15 protein-coding genes and 2 tRNA genes are annotated in these 21,649 nt (G+C 45.5%); 14 read left to right on the top strand and 3 right to left on the bottom strand.

The annotated features are described in order from the left end of the window. The first annotated feature begins 149 nt into the window (after positions 1-149). Complete coding sequence (locus ABTV53_RS22285) at positions 150-449, top strand: hypothetical protein (protein ID WP_433746564.1); 300 nt, start codon at positions 150-152, stop codon at positions 447-449. A gap of 32 nt (positions 450-481) precedes the next feature. Further along, entirely contained in the window at positions 482-838 is a 357-nt protein-coding gene (locus tag ABTV53_RS22280; RefSeq protein ID WP_133387111.1) for a hypothetical protein, read from the top strand. Between the two features lie 166 nt (positions 839-1,004). On the opposite strand, the gene ABTV53_RS22275 is transcribed toward ABTV53_RS22280, so the two are convergent. Further along, positions 1,005-1,298, bottom strand: coding sequence for a DUF4870 domain-containing protein (locus ABTV53_RS22275; RefSeq protein ID WP_017692583.1), 294 nt, complete (start codon positions 1,296-1,298; stop codon positions 1,005-1,007). 344 nt (positions 1,299-1,642) lie between these two features. Between ABTV53_RS22275 and ABTV53_RS22270 the strand changes: the two genes are divergently transcribed. The 3 genes from ABTV53_RS22270 to ABTV53_RS22260 all read left to right on the top strand — a co-directional run bounded on the left by ABTV53_RS22270 (position 1,643) and on the right by ABTV53_RS22260 (position 7,177). After that, positions 1,643-1,716: transfer RNA gene (locus ABTV53_RS22270), tRNA-Arg, on the top strand. A gap of 295 nt (positions 1,717-2,011) precedes the next feature. After that, entirely contained in the window at positions 2,012-2,782 is a 771-nt protein-coding gene (locus ABTV53_RS22265) for a class I SAM-dependent methyltransferase (protein ID WP_433746560.1), read from the top strand. 393 nt (positions 2,783-3,175) lie between these two features. After that, entirely contained in the window at positions 3,176-7,177 is a 4,002-nt protein-coding gene (locus ABTV53_RS22260; protein ID WP_433746557.1) for a S8 family serine peptidase, read from the top strand. A 123-nt stretch (positions 7,178-7,300) separates the two neighbouring features. Here ABTV53_RS22260 and ABTV53_RS22255 read toward each other — a convergent pair whose 3' ends face one another. Then, entirely contained in the window at positions 7,301-8,530 is a 1,230-nt protein-coding gene (locus tag ABTV53_RS22255) for a CynX/NimT family MFS transporter (protein WP_433746554.1), read from the bottom strand. A 775-nt stretch (positions 8,531-9,305) separates the two neighbouring features. Further along, positions 9,306-9,379, bottom strand: a tRNA-Arg gene (locus ABTV53_RS22250). A gap of 282 nt (positions 9,380-9,661) precedes the next feature. Here ABTV53_RS22250 and ABTV53_RS22245 point away from each other — a divergent pair. From ABTV53_RS22245 to ABTV53_RS22205, 9 genes are all read left to right on the top strand, one after another. Further along, positions 9,662-10,549, top strand: coding sequence for a hypothetical protein (locus tag ABTV53_RS22245; protein WP_433754319.1), 888 nt, complete (start codon positions 9,662-9,664; stop codon positions 10,547-10,549). A gap of 138 nt (positions 10,550-10,687) precedes the next feature. Continuing rightward, on the top strand, positions 10,688-12,028 hold the full coding sequence (gene tig, locus ABTV53_RS22240; RefSeq protein ID WP_150364100.1) for a trigger factor: 1,341 nt from the start codon (positions 10,688-10,690) through the stop codon (positions 12,026-12,028). Positions 12,029-12,406: 378 nt separating this feature from the next. Beyond that, positions 12,407-12,997, top strand: a complete 591-nt coding sequence (clpP, locus tag ABTV53_RS22235) for an ATP-dependent Clp endopeptidase proteolytic subunit ClpP (protein ID WP_036605886.1) — start codon at positions 12,407-12,409, stop codon at positions 12,995-12,997. Between the two features lie 12 nt (positions 12,998-13,009). Beyond that, entirely contained in the window at positions 13,010-14,263 is a 1,254-nt protein-coding gene (clpX, locus tag ABTV53_RS22230) for an ATP-dependent protease ATP-binding subunit ClpX (protein WP_036605887.1), read from the top strand. Positions 14,264-14,383: 120 nt separating this feature from the next. Next, on the top strand, positions 14,384-15,481 hold the full coding sequence (ispG, locus tag ABTV53_RS22225; RefSeq protein WP_017692591.1) for a flavodoxin-dependent (E)-4-hydroxy-3-methylbut-2-enyl-diphosphate synthase: 1,098 nt from the start codon (positions 14,384-14,386) through the stop codon (positions 15,479-15,481). A 165-nt stretch (positions 15,482-15,646) separates the two neighbouring features. After that, positions 15,647-17,404, top strand: coding sequence for an ATP-dependent protease LonB (gene lonB / locus ABTV53_RS22220; protein WP_433746549.1), 1,758 nt, complete (start codon positions 15,647-15,649; stop codon positions 17,402-17,404). A gap of 86 nt (positions 17,405-17,490) precedes the next feature. Next, positions 17,491-19,830, top strand: coding sequence for an endopeptidase La (gene lon, locus ABTV53_RS22215; protein WP_338588371.1), 2,340 nt, complete (start codon positions 17,491-17,493; stop codon positions 19,828-19,830). A 156-nt stretch (positions 19,831-19,986) separates the two neighbouring features. Then, complete coding sequence (gene yihA / locus ABTV53_RS22210) at positions 19,987-20,643, top strand: ribosome biogenesis GTP-binding protein YihA/YsxC (RefSeq protein ID WP_433746546.1); 657 nt, start codon at positions 19,987-19,989, stop codon at positions 20,641-20,643. Between the two features lie 267 nt (positions 20,644-20,910). Then, positions 20,911-21,498 carry a non-ribosomal peptide synthetase module gene (locus ABTV53_RS22205; RefSeq protein WP_433746543.1) on the top strand — a complete coding sequence of 196 codons (588 nt, stop codon included), beginning with the start codon at positions 20,911-20,913 and terminating at the stop codon, positions 21,496-21,498. Positions 21,499-21,649: the final 151 nt, after the last annotated feature.

The raw sequence follows: 21,649 nt of genomic DNA, 5'->3' as shown, positions 1-21,649 counted from the left end.
CTGCTTAATTACTGGCAACCTGCAAATGTTGTCTTTTTCGTCAGAGGTCGTAACAAATATATGCCGAAAGCAGGCATAAAATGTCTGTCCTCTTCGGAAACTAGTTCTAGGGACAACGGCCAACATGCCTGTGAAGGAGAGAACATGCAATGGACAGTAAGAAGTATTATGTGTCTGTCATGGGCCGCTCCGTTATTCCGGATCCGTCGGTAACATCGTATGAATGGATCATTAAGGCAACGCCGCAGGAAGCGGAGCATTTACTGGGACTGCTTAACCTCATGCAGGAAAAGGAGGAAGAAGCCTTTCCTGGCATGGTATTTCCCTGGCCAGATACACCGGAGGAGTACGTAAACCGGGCGTATGAAACGGTATTACAACAGGTCTATCGGGAGATTTACCGATTAGGCACACCAGAGACACGATACCAGATAGAACAAAGTACATGATAAGCACAAGAAAAAAAGGAGCGCGATAACGAATGTATGCTATTCAAGATGCCAAAATACGCAGATTAACCGAGGTAGACGGATTATCTTGTGCGGAAGTGGAAGTGCAGCCTGGAAATGCCGGAGATCCGTCATTACTTGTATACGTGGCCTCTACTCAACCCGGTAATTCGCTGGAAGTTGTTCGGATTGTACGCAATCACTCGGATTCAGCGATCGACTGGTATAACAATAATATGCATACCGCGTTTGAAGAGGCGACAGAAACCGCATTTGAGAACAGCGAAGGTATGACAGTTGAAGAAGATAAGGCTCGGTTTCAAAGTGAGTTGTTTGCCTTTGGTTTGCTTGGCCCAACACTTCAGCGGTATCTGATCGGTCAGGCTTAACAGGTAAGGCTCAAGCAATAACTGTGGTTTTAGCGAGATAGAGTTCAATGTTAAGCTATACGTAGACAGGGAGCAAATTGCTATGACTGCATCCGTAACTGGAAAACCCCGCCGTTGTTGAACGGCGGGGTTTGTTATGCGATGGTCAGTCCAGGTGGAGATGTGATCAGGCATACTCGCGCAACACTTGAATTCCTTTGACCACATTGTACACAAAGCTTAATCCGTAGATCACAAAGAATAGAATGACAAACCCGACAGCGGACCCCAGACTATGCGCAGTCACGAAGAAATAAAATAACGGAATGGCAGCGAGAAACGGGAATACATGTGAGAATAAGGCGCGTTTTGCATGTCCCTCAATGTAATCATCCTTGGCAACAATCCATATAATGATCGGAAACAGGAATGGAGCAAAGAAAATACTAAAGTAGGATAGGGCTGATAAAAGTTGTCTCATGACAATTCTCTCCTTCAATAATCATTGAAATGTATGTATGCAAAAGATTACCCAGCATTTCTGACATTGAACATGTCTGATGTTAATCTTACTCTAATGCCCCAATCTACTCAATATAACCTGGTTCAAGCTATCATATTCTCGAAGGGCTTGGAGTATGAAAATATTACAATAATACGTTAAAGTACATTTATAGAGGTTGTTCAAAAGTTCCGCTTTTGATTACGAGGGATGCCTTTAAATCCGTATTTAAAATATAATTATTAATTTTTTTATAAAAGTATTGAAAAATATAGAAATCAGAGTATAATAAGAACCGCGCCGAAAATTTATTATACATATTTGTCTCAGTAGCTCAGCTGGATAGAGCAACGCCCTTCTAAGGCGTCGGTCGGGGGTTCGAATCCCTCCTGGGACGTAAAAAACAAGAAGTTTCCTTCGGGAAGCTTCTTGTTTTGCGTTCAGGGGGAAGAGAACCCCCAATGGTTCGTCGGAGCATCCGCTTCGTTAGCGCTACTTCGCAGTCTCGACTGGAAGGAGAGTATCCCTCCTGGGACGTAAAAAAGAAAACTTCCTTTGGGAAGTTTTTTTGCGTTCAAGGTAAAATTGTTTTATTGGTTATACCTATAAACGATATAGAATTTATATATTTAAAGAATAAACAATTCTATGCCACAATGAGGATATCAATAACGGAAGCGATGGTGGTATCCATGAAATCATTAAATCAATGGCAAGCAGATGAGTACGACAACAAACTGGCTTTTGTCTCCGGATATGGCAAAAACCTGATCTTTTGGCTTCAACCCCAAAAAGGGGAATACATTCTTGATCTGGGGTGCGGGACGGGGGATTTGACGTATGAAATTTTTCTGGCCGGAGCTGAAGTTATTGGCATGGATGCATCGCCAGACATGATTCGCCGTGCGAGAGAGAAATTCCCTGAACTTGAGTTCGTGGAAGGAGACGGTCATCAATTTGAGACGAATAGACTGTATGATGCCGTCTTCTCCAATGCAGCCCTGCACTGGATGCGAAGCCCGCGATTAGTGGTGGATAGTATATGGAAATCTTTGAAGCCCGGAGGGCGTTTTGTCGCAGAATTTGGTGGTAAAGGGAATGTGCAGTCCATTGTGAATGCATTAGAGGAGGTTATGGAGCGAAACACAGGCATTCGTGCTTCAGAACGCAATCCCTGGTATTTTCCTTCGATCGGAGAATATAGCCATATTTTAGAGCAACGTGGCTTTGTGGTGCGTCATGCCTATCACTATGACCGTCCTACCAGATTGGAAGATGGTGAGCAAGGTATAGTAGGCTGGTTGACCCATTTTGGAGGGGACTATTTTGAGGGTCTCAGTCATGAAGAGATACAACAAATATGCAAGGAAACCAGTCAGATCGTGATGCCTCGCCTTTGGAAAGATGATGCTCTGTATGCCGATTATAAGCGTCTGCGTATTGAAGCCATGAAACCAGAATAAAGTATAATTTTGTGAACTGTAGCAATTTTTATCGATGTTAACCGAATTGATTTTATGTTTTGTACACTAGAGAACTTCACCGATATACCAGGAATCCCTTTCGGATAAAGAGGTTCTTGGTCTTTTTTTTGATGTGTTATTTTAAAAATGAAATATTCAAACGACAAATAATTACAAATGGATATTTTTATCATACTCAAGACCCATATAAGTAATTTCTATATCATATTTGTAAGTATTTAGAAGGGAAATGTGGTATTTTGATAGAATAATTTACCAAGGGTCAAACTTCTTGCAGATAGGTGGTGAAATTGGAGTGTGTATTGCAGTACGCACAAACAGCAGGAACCCATCATTTGGTGAGGTAGTTACATTAAAAGGAGGGGCTAAGCCTTGAGTAAACGATTGATATCCACGTTATTAAGTGTTCTGATGGTCTTTTCCATTATTCTCCCCGCGGCTGGAGCCGCTCCCGCAGATTTAGCAATTCAGCTTGAGAACATACCAAGTACAGCCGAAGCGAAACAATGGAGAGAGATTCTTGCAGGGCGAGAGGCAAAACTTGCCGCAGATCCATTTTTGGATAAAAGCTTGGAAGGCCTGGGTGGAGAGAACACCCGAGTGATCGTTGAGCTTTCCAATAAACCTGTTGCCGTAGCGCAAGGTGAATCAACCCTCTCTGGAAAATCTTTTACCTCCTCTATGGAAACAAAGGCTGTGACTCAAGTTGAGCAACAACAACAGTCATTTGTACATAGCCTCACTCAGAAGAAAATCAAACATGAAGTATTGGAAGAATATGCATATGCCCTGAATGGTGTAGCGATTGAGCTTAAAGGAAACCAAGTAGGACAATTGCTTCAAATACCTGGCGTGGTCAGCGTATATCCTGACCTTGAAGTTACAATAGCGCCCGAGACAGATGAAGTGAACCCGTACATGAAAGACACAGCCCCTTTTATTGGTGCACCTGAAGTATGGGATCTGGGGTACAAAGGAAATGGCATCAAAGTGGGAGTCATCGATACCGGGATTGACTATGAACACCCGAATTTGCAGGAAGCTTACAAAGGTGGATGGGACTTTGTTGGTAACGACAATGACCCGTATGAAACAACATATCAAGAATGGAAAGGATCGGGCGAGCCTGAGCTTAACGAGCTTGGAAGCCCCTATTACACATCTCACGGTACGCACGTAGCGGGTACCGTTGCTGCTCGCGAAGCGGGGGACTACGGCATTGTTGGTGTTGCTCCTGAAGCGGATATCTATGCTTACCGTGTACTTGGCCCGTATGGTAGTGGTCAAACCTCATGGGTACTCGGCGGAATTGATCGTTCTGTTCAAGATGGCATGGACGTAATCAACCTCTCGTTAGGTAACGCCGCGAACGACCCGAGTTATATCACTTCGGTTGCCCTTAACAATGCCATGCTGTCTGGCGTGACAGCGGTTGTGGCAAGTGGTAACAGTGGACCCAACCGTTATACACTCGGTTCTCCAGGTGCGTCTGCAATGGCTATTACGGTAGGTAACTCTACAGGACCTAGCCAGCTTATTACAGCGGATACTCACTTCTGGATTGGCGAGGAAGGCGAAGAGGCTCTGCCTGAACAACAACCGGTGCCAGAGGTTGAACCATCTCCTGAACTGGGGACGGCACCTGGAACAGAAGAGCCTGAAGGTTCAGAGCAAGGTGTACCTGCAACTGCTACTGAAGATAGTGCAGCAGCTGTGGAGGATGCGGTTTCTGATGAAACTTTAGTTGCTGGATCAGAACAAGATGGAATTACAGCTGAAACGCCTGTCGACACTGAAGTTCCGAATGTAGAAAAAGATGCAACAGAAGCAATTACGCCATCTGCACCGGTTGAAGCTTCTCCTGAAGCTGCTCCTGTGGAAGAAGAGCTTATAATTGCTCCAACTGAAGCCCCACTGGCTGTTACAGAGTCGGTTTACCGTCTGGATCTGATGGGATGGAGCTTGTCAGCAGATCCTGAAACTGTTTTGACAGGAAAATATGACCTTGAATTTGCAGCACTGGGTAAGCCAACTGATTTTGAAGGTAAGGATTTTACAGGTAAAGTGGCATTGATACAGCGTGGTGAACTCGCATTTGTAGAGAAAATCGCTAATGCTAAAGCGGCCGGAGCCGTGGCTGTAATTGTATATAACAATATTCCGGGCCCAATCGGTGTAAGTCTGGGCGATAACTTTGAACTCATTCCAACCCTGAGCATGTCCAAGGAAGATGGGGATGTTATCAAGGCTGAGTTGGACGCAGGCCAAGCCGTTGAAGTGAGCTTTAGTGATTTTGAACGCAGCCAAACGCCGGGTGATGAAATGAATTCATCCAGTTCACGTGGTCCTGCGAAGGTAACACTGGACATCAAACCGGATATAGTTGCACCAGGTACAAGCATTCTGTCTACGATTCCTGCCTACGGCAAGGATGAGCCAGATGCAGATTACGCACAGGCTTATGATCGTAAATCAGGTACAAGTATGGCTACACCTCATGTAGCAGGCTTGATTGCGTTGCTGATCGAGAAGCATCCGGACTGGACGCCATTTGATATCAAAGTTGCGCTGATGAACAATAGTAAAGTGCTGGATACGACGAAGTTTGATGTATTTGATCAAGGTGCTGGCCGTATTCAGGCTGTGAACACCATCGATCCTGCGGCTTTTGTCAAAGTGCTTGATGTAACTCAATACACAGAAAGTGGTTCTGTTGTTGAAAAGGAAAATATCACCGGAAGCATCAACTACGGTAATTTCCTGAGCACAGATGAAAAGACGATTACCAAAACAATTAAAGTTGAAGCGCTGAATGGCAGTGGAGGGGATTACACCGTAAATGTGAATCCAACTCGTAATGTTGCTGGTGTATCCGTTGCGGTAGACAAGAGTTCCTTCACACTGAATGGTGAGGAAGAACTTGCAGTGACAATCACTGTTCCACGCGGGGTTACTGCGACTACAGAAGCACAAGGATACATTGAGTTCTCGAATGGAACCAATACTTTTACTGTGCCATATGTTGCTCATTTCAACGTTACGTTGAGTGGAGTTAAATATATTGAAACCGTAAAAGGGACTGAAAAAAATCCTTTCCACTATCCATTGAAGGCTGATGGTACGTTGGATACGCTTAATGTAGCGATGGAATTCTACAATCCGATGACATTCGCCCTGATTGAGATTTTTGATGGTCTTAATCCGGAAGGTGGATATTATCAAGATGGTTATATCGGTTCCATTTTCGGTAACTATTATAATTTCAATGCTAACGCAAGATATAATCTTGCCTGGGACGGCACATATGCGGATTACACAACCGATGAAGTGACTGAGATTCCGGATGGTTTATATACGGTAGACATCACTACTATTGGTACGGACGGCAAAACCTATAAGGAAGACACTTCGCCATTTTTGGTGAAAAAGACAGCTCCGGCTGTAACTGCACCAGAAGCGTTGGAGTTCAAAGAGGATGAGTCTGCTGTCCTTAACGGTAGCGTGGAAGACTTGTACTTCCGTGTAGCTCCTGCGCTTGCCAGCGGATGGGACATCACGTTTGATCCGGCAGCTTCCCTGGAAGCAACGTATGTTGTGAAAAAAGAAGATGGTTCGATTCAAAAAGAAGGTGTTTTTGAAGTACAACCTGATGGCACCTTCAGCCTTCCTTTGGAAGGAATCGAAGCAGGAGAGTATGTCGTTGAACTTACAGTAAAAGATCAACAAGGGCTGGCGGGTACAGCCAATACGGTCCTGAAGTTGGAAGCTGTCGAGACTGAACCTGAAACTCCAGCTACCAAAGCCCCGGGTACGCCTGTATTGTCTCACAATAACTGGGTAGGCAACGGTCTGCCAGAGGGCTCGTATATCGTTACCATGAACTTGTGGTGGGGCGAGAACGGGACTAGCTACAAGTTATATGAGGACGGGGTTCTTATTGATACGCAGAAGTTGACTTACAACGCGCCTTGGGCACAGTTTGCACAGACGAAGATCACAGGCAAAGCCAATGGCACATATACGTACGTGGCCGAGCTAACAAATGACAAGGGAACAACGCGGAGTCAGACGTTGACTGTTCGGGTCACCAACGCAGCGCCAGGCAAAGCAGTTCTCTCTCAGGATAACTGGGATGGCGATGGCAATTATAAGGTGACCATGAACCTGTGGTGGGGCACCAATGCGACGGAGTATCGTCTCTATGAAAATGATAAGTTGATCGACACGCAAGAACTCCGTGCGGTATCACCTCTTGCGCAAAGTGCTGTGACTAAACTGTCCGGCAAAGCGTCGGGTACGTATACGTATCGGGCCGAGTTAATTAATGCAGCCGGAGTTACCAGCACAGACACGATTAAGGTAAAAGTGAAGTAAGTTTTTCCTCATTAAGCTGATTCAATTAATGAAGGAATTGTTCCATGCAGAAACGGCCTCCATCCTGATGAACAGGATGGAGGCCGTTTCATTTGGTTCTTTTCTATTAAATAAATTGTATGACTAACCGATCATTCGATTTTTGCTGGCCTGAGTCCCTGCGATTAGTAAAGCAATGGCCAGAATGACCTGTATTAGTAACGGAAGTGTCCATCCTTTTGTCCAGTCATGAAGCATGCCGAACAGTAGAGGTCCCACTGCCGCCAGCATATATCCGAAGGACTGGGCCATACCGGACAGGCTGGCAGCTTGTCTGGCATCTTTTGAGCGAAGGACGAAGAACATCGTTACCAGTCCAAACGAAGCTCCAGCACCGATTCCTGCCAATGTGACGCCGATGGTAACGAGCGAAGCGGTGCCACTTAACAATAATGCATACCCGACAATTAAAGAAGAACACGTTATCGTGGTTAGAACACGCTGATTCTGCGTTCGGCCAGCCAGGATCGGAACGATAAAGGTAGCTGGTACACTAACCATCTGCATCAAGGAGAGCATCCACCCAGCTGAAGTGGGGCTGAAACCTTGCTCAGCAAGAATTTCGGGTAGCCAGGTAATCGTCGTATAGAATATTAGAGATTGCAGACCCATAAATAAAGTAATGAACCAGGATAGTGCAGAGGTTCTTAGACGCACGGGTGCTCCTTCGCTCTGGGAGGTTACATATAACATCCGCTGGCGTCCTGCAGCAATCTGGGGGAGCCACAGGAGAAGCGCCAGTACGGACAACAAGGCCCACACGCCTAACGAAGCACGCCAACCCATAGATGTGGCTCCTGCTACGGGCACACTGACACCTGAGGCGATGGCGCCAAATATGTTCATGGATACAGAGTATAATCCGGTGACGATACCTACCCGCAATGGAAAATCACGTTTGATCAAACTTGGCAAAAGCACGTTGCTTAATGCAATGCCGCATCCCAATATTGCGGTTCCTGTATATAAGAAGAGAACGGAAGGCAACAAGCGTAAGGCCACTCCAATGGTTACGATGATAACAGCCAATAGCAGAGCAGATTCGAGTCCTAAACGTTTGGCAAGACGTGGTGCAAAAGGAGAAACTGCTGCAAAGGCGAGCAAAGGCAATGAAGTCAGAAGCCCGGCCATCGTATGGCCAATACCTGTATCTGAGCGGATCATCTCCACGACGGGACCTGTTGCTGTGATCGGTGACCTCATGGTAGCGGCGATGACGATAATGCCTGCTAATAACAGGCCGAAACTTTTCGATGTCGAAGAATGTTCTTTCTCGGCATGGATAGATGAGTGCTGCTGTATTGAAGATGACATTGATAAAGTCTCCTGTTTCCTAAGAAGTTAATATGTATGGATTGTTACATTATCCACTCCGCAAGCATAACATTCTATGTCAATATGGAACAAGGAAATGAAAAAACTCACACATGAACGCGGGGCTCTGTTTATCTTGGATCTGACAAACTCTAACGAACCCAGGAGGTCTTATAATGGGTTAAACCGCCATGTTCAGATTCTAACGAACCTCAGCGACGTTAATCAGGCTATTAAGTGCAAATAAGTGAGTTTAGTACCCCGGGAATGGTCAAATAAGCTCTCTAAGATTCGTTAAAATTCCATGATGCTGAATTTGGGTCAGATAAAGTGTCCTATGTTCGTTAGAACATCGATACTATAAAATGTCACCGATGGAGGGCGCAAATGCAAACCTTTCGATGAAGCGAGATAAGAGCATTTAATGAATCAAATGCTCCGACGAACCGTTGGGATTCTCATCCCCAGAACGCAAAAAAACTTCCCAAAGGAAGTTTCTTTTTAGTACGTCCCAGGAGGGATACTCTCCTTGCAGTCGAGACTGCGAAGTAGTGCTAACGAAGCGAATGCTCCGACGAACCGCTGGGGTTCTTATCCCCAGAACGCAAAAAAACTTCCCAAAGGAAGTTTCTTTTTAGTACGTCCCAGGAGTGATACTCTCCTTGCAGTCGAGACTGCGAAGTAGTGCTAACGAAGCGAATGCTTCGAGGAACCATTGGGGTTCTCATCCCTAGAACGCAAAAAGAAACTTCCCAAAGGAAGTTTCTTTTTAATACGTCCCAGGAGGGATTCGAACCCCCGACCGACGCCTTAGAAGGGCGTTGCTCTATCCAGCTGAGCTACTGAGACATGAATTTTTTCAAGCAAAATTGATTTTATCATATGCATACAGGAATATCAAGTATTTTATTTTAAACAGTTTTTCGTATATGATATTTGGCGGCAGTAACGTTTTTTTCATTATATTTAAGGTTATGTTAGAATATCAGGAGAAATCAAAAAATAGATCGACATTCAATATAGTATATACATCTATTTAGGTTAATTCCAACTGGAGATTCAGGATATAGAGGAGGTGCTCCCATTAAGGAATCCACGACCCCGGAAACCGAGCATAACAACAATATTGTGATGTTTCCTAAGACGCTGGACTATTACCAGATTCAATTGACAGTTATGCTTGAAAATGAACGGTATGGTGAAGCGATGAAATTGCTTCACTTTTTGCTGCAATGTCAGGGACAGGAAGAGCGCCACTATGATGAATGGCGAGCTCTGCTCGAATGGCTTCAGGCTGCGTTCCCTCAATATGAAGAAACCTCGCCTGCCGTTCTTGAAGAACGAGAAGAGGAAGAAGAGGTCAGTGAGGAAGACATGGCACGGCATCACGCCCGAATGAAGCTTCAACAGGATGATGGCTATGCAGACAAGATGCTTCGCACAGCCATGGAAGAACCGCTGTCTGAACAGACGATGCTGGCTTTGGAACAGCTGGCCTATCTTGATTTGCCGAAGATTGACGAGGCACTTATGAGTTGGTTAAAAGATAAGTCGCTTCACCCTCTGCTTCAATTCCGGGTGCTGCAAACCTTGCGTCGGCGAGGTGTTCAAGGTATGATCCAGTTTACGAGAGGCGAAGAGCAGGTTGAAGTCGAAATCGATACCGTACCTCTTAGACCAGAGGAATTCCCGCTCCAAATTGTTCAGATTCTGGAACGAGTGGCAGATCAGACGGAGGTTCATGAACCTACGCTCTTTTATTTTGCCCAGGAACTGTGGATACAATATGTCATGGCGGTGTATGGAACCCGCGATTATATATCGATGCTGGAAGAAAATGATTCCATGACAGATATATGGGCAGCAGCTCTACATATGACCGTTGCAGACAGTTTGGGTGGTTCGCATGATGAGGAGAATACACGCTCAATGTATGCTGTGACAGGCGCGATGCGCTTTCGTCTGGAGCAGGCTTATCGTTCCATGAAACAGTTTGTATCTGCCGGTTTGGACGGTTAATCGAGGTCGGAAACGTTTTCCTTAAACTGTATCAAGGGATTACCCTTGAAAAAGAATCTAATCTTGTTTATACTAAAATGGTTATTTTGTACGTGATTGCCTACGTGAACATGTGAATTTTGGAGGGGAAAGTATACAATGAAAGCAACTTGGGAAAAGATAGAGAAGAACCTTGGGGTTCTTGAGGTTGAAGTGGATGCGGATCGTGTAACTGCAGCACTCGACAAAGCTTTTAATAAAGTGGTTAAACAAGCAAACGTACCTGGATTCCGTAAAGGTAAAGTACCACGTTCCATCTTCGAAGCACGTTTTGGTGTTGAGAGCCTTTATCAAGAAGCAATCGACATTTTGCTTCCTGAAGCTTATACAGAAGCAATCGACCAAACGGATATCTTCCCGGTTGATCGTCCTGACGTAGATGTTGAACAATTCGCTAAAGGACAAACTTTCAAGTTCAAAGCGAAAGTAACTGTGAAACCTGAAGTGACTCTGGGTGAGTACAAAGGAATCGAAGTTGCTGTAGCAAAAGGTGAAGTAACGGATGCAGAAGTGACTGAAGAACTTGAGCGTCTTCAACAACGTCACGCTGAACTCGTTGTAATCGACGAAGGTTCCGCTGCTAACGGTGACGTTGCAGTAATCGACTTCGACGGTTCCGTTGATGGTGTACCTTTCGAAGGTGGACAAGCTGAGCGTTATTCCCTGGAACTGGGTTCCAACACATTCATTCCTGGATTTGAAGAGCAAGTTGTGGGTCTGTCCACAGGTGACTTCAAAGACGTTGAAGTGACTTTCCCAGAGAGCTACCATGCAGCAGAACTTGCTGGCAAACAAGCCGTATTCAAAGTGAAAATTCACGAAATCAAGCGCAAACAGCTTCCTGCATTGGATGATGAGTTTGCTAAAGATGTTAGCGAATTCGACACACTTGAAGAGTACAAAGCTGACCTGAAAACACAATTGGAATCCCGTAAAGCTGACGAAGCCAAAGCTGCACAAGAAAATGCAGTTGTAGAAAAAGTGGCTGAGAACGCTGAAGTGGACATTCCTGCTGCAATGGTTGAGAGCGAAGTACAAAACATGATGCGTGATTTCGACAACCGTCTGCGTAACCAAGGTATGAACCTTGAAATGTTCCTGAGCTTCTCTGGCCAGACTCAAGCTGACCTGAGAGGACAAATGCAAGAAGATGCTTCCAAACGTGTTCGCAACAACCTGGTGCTTGAAGCTGTAGGTAAAGCGGAAAACATTGAAGTGTCTGACGAAGAAGTGAATCAAGAACTCGAGAAAATGGCTGAATCTTACAAGCGTCCTGCTGATGAGATCCGTGGCATCCTCGAAGGTAATGGTTCCCTGGACAGCCTTCGCGATGAAGTAAAACTGCGTAAAACGATTGATGTTCTCGTTGAGAACAGCACAGTTGTGGAACCAGTTGAAGCTCCAGCTGAAGAAGTTGTTGCAGAAGCTGACGAAAAATAAGACAAGCTGTGATCAACTTGTCAGTTGAATAAACGATAAGGCACGTGAATTATTGCGTGCCTTATTTTTAAATTACGACATCCATTTTATTGAAATTGAAGTAACTATATGGATGAAAAATAATTTTATTGATCTGTGTACACTTTTTACATACCTATGTACTGCATGCAAATAAAAAACGGCAAGACGGCATAGGATGGCTACAATTTGCACATACATAGAAAACATGGTTAAATATGATCAGGCTAAAAAAGTAAACAAACGGATGTCTGACCCTCTTGTGAAAAATGACATTGTCACAGGAAAGTGTTAGAATGAATTTGGGTTTGCTTTACAGGTGGCCTATGTCTAATTACATGTAGAAAAGAGGTTGGTCTCATGAGTCTGGTGCCAATGGTTATAGAACAAACCAATCGAGGCGAGCGGTCTTACGATATATATTCACGTTTGCTGAAAGATCGCATTATCTTTCTAACCAGTGCGATTGATGACGATGTAGCCAATCTTGTCATAGCACAGCTTTTGTTTTTGGCAGCCGACGATCCTGAGAAGGATATCAGCTTGTACATTAACTCACCTGGTGGTTCTGTCACCGCAGGGATGGGTATATACGATACGATGCAATTTATCAAGCCGGATGTATCTACCATTTGCGTAGGGATGGCAGCAAGCATGGGCTCGTTATTGCTGACAGCCGGTGCACCTGGCAAGAGATATGCACTGACAAATAGCGAAGTAATGATTCATCAGCCGCTTGGCGGCATTCAAGGACAGGCTGCGGATATTAAGATACACGCAGAATGGATTATTAAAACTCGTCAGAAACTGAATCAAATATACGTCGATCGTACGGGTCAGCCTCTTGAGAAAATTGAGCGGGATACAGACCGTGACTTCTTCATGAGCGCTGAAGAAGCTAAGACGTACGGCATTATTGACCAGGTGCTCAGTAGACCGATCAATTCCTAAAGGGGTGGTTTCATGTTTAAATTTAACGATGAGAAAGGGCAATTGAAATGCTCTTTTTGCGGTAAATCTCAGGAGCAGGTACGCAAGTTGGTCGCTGGACCAGGCGTGTACATTTGTGATGAATGTATCGAACTTTGCACCGAAATCGTTGAGGAAGAACTTGGTCATGATGAAGAAGTAGACCTGAAAGATATTCCGAAACCAAAAGAAATTCGTAATATTCTGGATCAATATGTTATTGGACAGGAACAAGCAAAAAAATCATTGTCTGTTGCGGTGTATAATCACTACAAACGGATTAACACACAAAGCAAGATTGAAGACGTGGAATTGTCAAAGAGTAACATTTTGCTGTTAGGACCAACAGGTTCTGGTAAAACGTTGCTTGCGCAAACGATGGCAAAAATTCTGAATGTTCCTTTTGCTATTGCTGATGCTACGTCATTAACAGAAGCGGGTTATGTAGGTGAGGATGTAGAGAACATCCTGCTCAAATTGATTCAAGCTGCTGATTATGATGTGGAAAAAGCAGAGCGTGGCATTATTTATATCGATGAGATTGATAAAGTAGCGCGTAAATCCGAAAACCCATCCATTACTCGTGATGTATCGGGCGAAGGTGTGCAACAGGCTCTCTTGAAAATTCTTGAAGGAACTGTGGCTTCTGTACCACCACAAGGTGGTCGTAAACACCCTCATCAAGAATTCATTCAGATCGATACAACGAACATTCTGTTCATTTGCGGCGGTGCCTTTGATGGTCTGGAGCAAATGATCAAACGCCGGATCGGTAAAAAAGTCATTGGCTTTAATACCGTTTCTGAGCAAAAAGATTTGAAACCAGGTGAATACCTGGGTATGGTATTGCCGGAAGATTTGCTGAAATTTGGTCTGATTCCGGAATTTGTAGGCCGTCTGCCAGTCATCTCCACTTTGGAGCCGCTGGATGAAGATACGCTGGTACGGATTCTTTCCGAACCAAAGAACGCGCTTACCAAACAGTACCAAAAACTGCTTGAGCTGGACAATGTAAATCTGGTATTTGAACCAGCTGCGTTGCTCGCGATTGCAAAAGAAGCAATCAAACGTAACACAGGTGCACGTGGATTGCGTGCCATCATTGAAGGTATCATGCTTGAAATCATGTATGAAGTGCCTTCCCGTGAAGATGTTACGAACTGTGTCATTACCGAAGAAGTTGTTGAGAAAAGAGTCGTGCCTGAACTAAGCCAATCGAAGGACGATAAGCAGGAAGAGAGTGCCTGATAAAGGCCTCAATCCCGTTGAACTCTGAAATATAGACTTGTCAGTTCTCCACTTTGGCAGAAGGCGAATTCATGTCTCTGTCAGGGTGGAGCTTTGACGTTGTGGGGAGAGAAATCACTCATGTATTTAAGACAGGATACACGTCCCGTGAAAGTGGGAAACGTAACGATCGGTGGCAGTAACGAAGTCATTATCCAAAGTATGTGTACAACCAAAACGGCAGATGTTGAGGCAACGGTTGCAGAGATTCTGCGACTGGAAGAAGCGGGCTGTCAAGTGGTACGTGTAACGGTGAATAATGAGGAGGCTGCCGCAGCCATCAAGGAAATCAAAAAACGCATTAATATACCGCTCGTAGCGGACATTCATTTCAACTATAAGCTGGCTTTACTTGCGATTGAGAACGGCATCGATAAAGTTCGGATTAATCCAGGTAACATCGGTAAACGTGCGAAAGTGGAAGAAGTGGTTAAGGCTTGTAAAGACCGCGGCATTCCGATTCGGATTGGAGTAAATGCGGGATCTTTGGAAAACCATCTCCTTGAGAAGTATGGATATCCTACGGCAGATGCTATGGTAGAAAGTGCATTGTATCACATTGGTATTTTGGAAGAGCTTGATTTCCACGATATCATCGTGTCTCTCAAAGCATCAGATGTGCCGATGGCGATTGAGGCGTATACCAAAGCAGCTCAAATCATTCCGTATCCGTTGCATCTCGGGATTACCGAAGCAGGTACACTGTTCTCCGGTACGATCAAAAGCTCTGCAGGTATGGGAGCCCTATTGTCCATGGGTATTGGTTCAACGATGCGGATCTCACTGAGTGCGGACCCGGTAGAAGAAATCAAGGTCGCTCGTGATCTGCTCAAAACATTTGGACTCATTACGAATGCAGCCACATTGATCTCCTGCCCTACGTGTGGACGTTTGGATATCGACCTATTCTCCATTGCCAACGAAGTGGAAGAGTATATCTCCAAACTGAAGGTGCCGATTAAAGTATCAGTGTTGGGTTGTGCGGTTAATGGTCCAGGTGAGGCAAAAGAAGCGGATATCGGGATTGCCGGTGCTCGTGGAGAAGGTCTCTTGTTCCGTCACGGTAAGATGATTCGTAAAGTGCCTGAAGAAATCATGGTTGAGGAATTAAAAAAAGAGATCGACAAAATCGTCGAAGCCTACGAAGAGACAGGGGTTATTCCTGGACGTTCGCACTGATTGATTCATATCTTGTTACAACAAAAGCTCGCCAGCGATGGCGGGCTTTTTATATTCTCGTATACAAATTCCGCATTGCCCGTTTACGTCTCGTTGAAAAGGCTATACTACCAAGTATTAGCATGATCTCATATGAGAATAGGGACAGAAGGAGGATGTTGAGACATGGGTGATTTCGGAATGTTCATCATGTTGATTCAGTTATTTTTTGGAGTGGTGATTGGTTTGTATTTCTGGAATCTGCTGCGTGGACAGAAAACAAACCGCAGTGCCGTTGAGCGAGAATCTCGCAAGGAACTGGAGAAGCTGCGCAAGCTGCGTTCGATCTCACTCACCAAGCCGCTGTCGGAGAAGACGCGTCCAGCTACCATTAACGATATTGTTGGGCAAAAAGACGGGTTGCGTGCCCTTAAAGCTGCATTATGCAGTGCGAATCCGCAACATGTTATCATTTATGGCCCTCCCGGAGTCGGGAAGACAGCTGCCGCAAGGGTTGTGTTGGAAGAGGCTAAGAAGAATCCATCTTCTCCTTTCAAGCCAGACGCGAAATTCACGGAACTGGATGCAACAACAGCCCGTTTTGATGAGCGTGGTATTGCGGACCCCTTAATTGGTTCGGTTCATGATCCGATATATCAGGGAGCAGGAGCTATGGGCGTTGCTGGTATTCCCCAACCAAAACCGGGCGCTGTGACGAAAGCACATGGGGGGATGCTTTTTATTGATGAAATTGGTGAATTGCATTCGATCCAGATGAATAAGCTGTTGAAAGTGTTGGAGGATCGCAAGGTGTTTTTGGAGAGTGCGTACTATAACTCGGAAGACACGCATACTCCTGCTTATATCCACGATATTTTTCAAAATGGCCTGCCGGCCGATTTCCGCCTTGTCGGAGCAACGACACGTTCACCGCATGAACTGCCACCAGCTTTGCGTTCGCGCTGCATGGAGGTTTATTTCCGTCCTTTGTTGCCTGAGGAGATTGGACGAATTGCAGAAGATGCTGTTCAGAAAATAGGGTTCAGTCCATGTCCGGATGCTGTGGATGTGGTCAAGCGATACGCAACCAATGGACGTGAAGCGGTCAATATCATCCAGCTGGCTGCTGGACTTGCGCTGACAGAGAAGCGTGAGACGCTTCAGGCCTCCGATGTGGAGTGGGTGGCGGGTAGCAGTCAGATACAGCCACGGCCTGACCGTAAGGTCCCTTCACAGCCGCAGGTGGGGTTTGTTAATGGCTTGGCGGTATACGGACCGAATATGGGAACCATTTTGGAAATCGAAGTGTCTGCTGTTCCGGCTCTTAAAGATCAAGGCCGAATCAACATTACAGGCGTTGTGGATGAAGAAGAGATTGGAGGCGGTTCGCGTACACTCCGGCGAAAAAGTATGGCCAAAGGCTCGGTTGAAAATGTGTTAACCGTATTAAAAGCCATGGGTATTCGTCCGAATGATTACGATTTACACGTGAATTTCCCAGGTGGGACGCCTATTGATGGTCCATCCGCCGGGATTGCCATGGCGACTGCCATTACATCAGCCATTCAGGGACGCCCTGTGGATCATGAGACAGCGATGACTGGCGAGATCAGTATTCATGGTCGGGTTAAGCCGATTGGTGGCGTGCTGGCCAAGGTTGAGGCTGCCTTTCAGGCAGGAGCGAAGACGGTTATTATTCCCGCGGAGAACTGGCAGTCCATTTTTGAGAATCTGGATGGCTTGCGCGTTATCCCGGTAGATACGGTACAGGACGTATTCCGTGAAGTGTTTGCCTGGGTTCCGGAATCACAACAGATGGAACAAACGAAGCTTGCAGAGGAGAGCGTTACACCTCCACCGGAGATTTTTCCACCGGCATCCGCTTCCTATTTGCGTGCTGACGTGCCTCGTCCAGGACAGGTTACAGATTCGGGAAGCTGCTAAGCGCTTCCCTTCATTGGTTTTTTATGTGAACATTTGATAGAATAATGAATGACTACAACCTGAGAGCCATTGGAGGTGCGAAAGCGATGGGACCGAGCAAAGCGAAAGGTCGTCGTTTTCCTTTACTGCCTTTAAGAGGACTTCTCGTCTACCCGAGTATGGTACTGCATCTCGATGTGGGCCGGGAGAAATCGGTCAAGGCTTTAGAAAAAGCGATGGTAGAAGAACATTTGATTCTCCTATGTTCCCAAGCCGAAGTAAATATTGAAGAACCAACACAAGAGGACATTTTCAGAATCGGAACCGTGGCCAAGGTCAGACAGATGCTGAAGCTTCCGAATGGTACGATTCGTGTACTCGTGGAAGGCTTGGAACGGGCTGAAATTATTGAATATACGGACAACGAGGAATATTATGAAGTACTGGCCAAAGAGCTGCCTGAAGAGGAGAACACCCATCCGGAGACGGATGCCTTGATGCGTACCGTTCTGAACCAGTTCGAGAATTATATTAATCTGTCCAAAAAAGTGACACCAGAGACACTCGCAGCGGTGTCTGACATCGAAGAACCAGGGCGTCTGGCCGATGTGATCACGAGTCACCTGTCCTTGAAGATCAAGGATAAACAGGAAATTCTGGAGACCATCGACGTTCGGGAACGTCTGGAGAAATTGCTGGATATCCTGAACAATGAGCGCGAAGTGCTGGAGCTTGAACGGAAGATCAGCCAACGTGTGAAGAAACAGATGGAGAAAACGCAGAAGGAATATTATTTGCGCGAGCAGATGAAAGCGATCCAGAAAGAACTGGGTGAAAAAGAAGGCCGTGCGGGGGAGGTCGAGGAACTTCGTACTCAGATGGAAGAACTCGGCTTACCGGACAAGGTGAAAGAAAAGGTCGAGAAAGAAATTGATCGACTGGAGAAAATGCCTGCAAGTTCAGCCGAGGGCGGAGTCATTCGCAATTACGTGGATTGGCTGCTTGGCCTTCCTTGGAGTCAGATGACAGCGGATGATCTGGATATCCAAAAAGCCGAGGATGTGCTCAATGCAGATCATTACGGATTGGAAAAACCCAAAGAGCGTGTGCTTGAATATCTGGCTGTCCAGAAGCTCGTCAAGAAGCTCAAAGGGCCAATTCTCTGTCTGGTTGGACCTCCAGGAGTCGGTAAAACATCACTTGCCCGTTCGATCGCCAGATCGCTAGGTCGGGAGTTTGTAAGAATATCTCTTGGTGGCGTGCGTGATGAAGCAGAAATTCGTGGACATCGACGCACCTATGTAGGAGCCATGCCTGGACGTATCATCCAGGGGATGAAAACGGCAGGTTCACTTAACCCGGTATTCCTGCTCGACGAGATTGATAAGATGGCTTCAGACTTCCGCGGAGACCCTTCCGCAGCGTTACTTGAGGTCCTTGATCCGGAACAGAATAATACGTTTAGTGATCATTTTGTAGAATTGCCGTTTGACTTATCCAACGTTATGTTTATAACAACTGCCAACACGGTGCACAATATTCCGCGTCCATTGCTGGATCGGATGGAAATGCTCAACATCCCAGGTTACACGGAGCTAGAGAAGCTGCAAATTGCAAAAAACTATTTGTTGCCCAAACAGAAGCAGGACCATGGTCTGGAAGAAGAGCAATTGGAAATCCCGGATGATGCGCTGTTGCGTGTAATTCGTGAATATACACGGGAGTCAGGTGTACGTAATCTGGAACAACAGATGGCTTCCTTGTGCCGGAAAGCTGCCAAGAACATCGTATCTGGTGTGGAAGGTCAGATTAACATTTCATCCGATGAGATCAAAGACTACCTTGGACCTGGCAAGTTCCGTTATGGCATGGCCGAACTGGAAGATCAGATTGGTACCGTAACGGGTCTGGCATGGACTGAAGTGGGCGGAGATACGCTTGTTATTGAAGTAACTGTTGTGCCTGGAACAGGTAAATTGACTCTGACAGGTAAACTGGGAGATGTCATGAAGGAATCGGCACAAGCCGCATTCAGTTACACTCGTTCCAAAGCTACGCAGCTTGGGATATCGCCTGATTTCCATGAAAAGAACGATATTCATATCCACGTTCCGGAAGGAGCGATTCCGAAGGATGGTCCATCAGCCGGGATTACGATGGCAACAGCGTTAATCTCAGCTTTGACGAACAAACATGTGTCCAAGGATATCGCCATGACTGGTGAAATAACATTGCGTGGACGTGTGTTGCCAATTGGTGGTTTGAAAGAGAAATCACTGGCAGCCCATCGTGCAGGCTATAAAAAAATATTATTGCCTAAGGATAACGAACGGGATCTGCGTGACATTCCAGACAGCATCAAGGAAGATGTGGAGTTTGTCCCGGTAGCCCATATGGATCAGGTATTGCAGCATGCGCTTGTTGAGCAGGCAGGAATTCACCTGTAATCCACGTATCCTAAAGGTTCGTATGAAGAGTAGACCGTTCTGCGGAGGCTTCGGCGTCCGCTGGAACGGTTTTTTTGGTATGATAGAACAATCCATGGCATAATAACGTCAACAGGTTATGCATAGCAAAGGCGTTCAAGAGAGGAAAGATACAATATGAAAGTAAATCAATCTGAATTTATTATCAGTGCCGTTCGGCCTGAACAATACCCCGAGGACGGTCTGCCAGAGATTGCGTTGGCGGGTCGCTCCAATGTGGGGAAATCTTCCCTGATCAACCGTTTGATCAATCGTAAAAATCTGGCTCGGACGAGTGCAACACCAGGTAAAACACAGCAGCTGAATTATTATAAAATTAATCAGGATCTCTACTTCGTCGATTTCCCGGGATATGGCTACGCCAAAGTTTCCAAAGAGCAGCGCTTTGCCTGGGGTAAAATGATGGAGAAATACCTGCTCGGACGCGAGGAATTGAAACTGGTTATGCAGATGGTGGATATGAGACATGAGCCATCCAAGGAAGACAAGATGATGAATGAATGGCTTCGTCACAATGGATTGCCTTTGGTTGTGGTCGCAACCAAGATGGACAAGATTCCCAAAACACGCAGAGCCAAACATATCAAAGTCATCAAGGAATCACTGGGTCTTCGTTCAGGGGATTTGTTTGTGCCGTTTTCATCTGAAGAGGGATTGGGGAAAGAAGAATTATGGGATATCATTACCCGCCATGCCCGCATCGATAAGTATGCACCAGTATTGGATGCAGAGGGTGCTTCTGAAGAGGAAGAAAACAACAAAATTAACGGATAACCTAGATAGTATACCGTTTTAGTGCAGGAAAGTGAGCATGCTAAATGAATCTTTGATGAGATCAAGATTAATCCGGTTTTTTATAGGATTTTGTGAGAATTTATCATCTGGCTCTGGAGAAAAATAGCGTTAGGGTAGTGTATAATGAGCATAGGTGCATGTTGCCAACAGTACCAAAAATACCGGCTTTGCCGGCCTGAAGAATTTTGAGATTACTGCTTCATGTGCAGGAAGGCAAAACAATCGGGAAAGAATTGAGGGATTTGTATGGCTCAGCGGTTAGCCACAGAGTATGTTAAGGCCACTATGAAATTGTCAGAACCCCAGATGCATCAGTTTTTGCGCATGACAGAAGACGGCAGGCTTCATCATCGGGTTAAGGTGTTGGACAATGGTTGTCAGGAGGTTGTGCTGGGGGATGTAAGTGGAGAAGAGGTTCATTTCCCTTTTGACCGCATAGAAGGGTTTTATATCTGTGAGTTATCTTGCCGCCTGGTGAATCTGCATCTGACCAACGTTGTCCGAAAGCTCTTTGTGACTTTTAAGGGTGACGGGGTCGTTCATCGGATCTATGAAGGGTTTACCATGACATATGTTTATGCTCAAGGCACTGTCCGCAAAATTGTGGAGAAGACCGGGGAGAACACCCGAGTGATCTATGAATACAAAAATACGTTGCTTGAATTGCAACATCTCTTCCAGGCCAGAGATGTAGAACGCGAAATCAACCGTGTGTATGCCGAGATTGATTCATTGCTGGATACTAGAAAAGATGCCACTGCTGATCAGCTCCATCAGATTGATGAGACCCTTGCTCGTCATCAAAAACGGTTGTTTGAGCTTGAAGCATATTAACTTTAAATTGTATGTTTATATACACTTATATGAATGTAATAAATTCCCTTGTATCTTCCAGGCAGTGGCACTCGCCAATTGGAAGTTTCAGGGGGATTTTTTGATGTGAGATCGAATATTCCGAATTGAAAATATTTATTTTACAATCTTC

Origin of the sequence: Paenibacillus amylolyticus (assembly GCF_050990605.1) — a bacterium.
Lineage (GTDB): Bacteria > Bacillota > Bacilli > Paenibacillales > Paenibacillaceae > Paenibacillus > Paenibacillus amylolyticus_H.
Note: the sequence above shows the minus strand (reverse complement) of the source record. Positions and strands in the feature narration are given on the sequence as shown.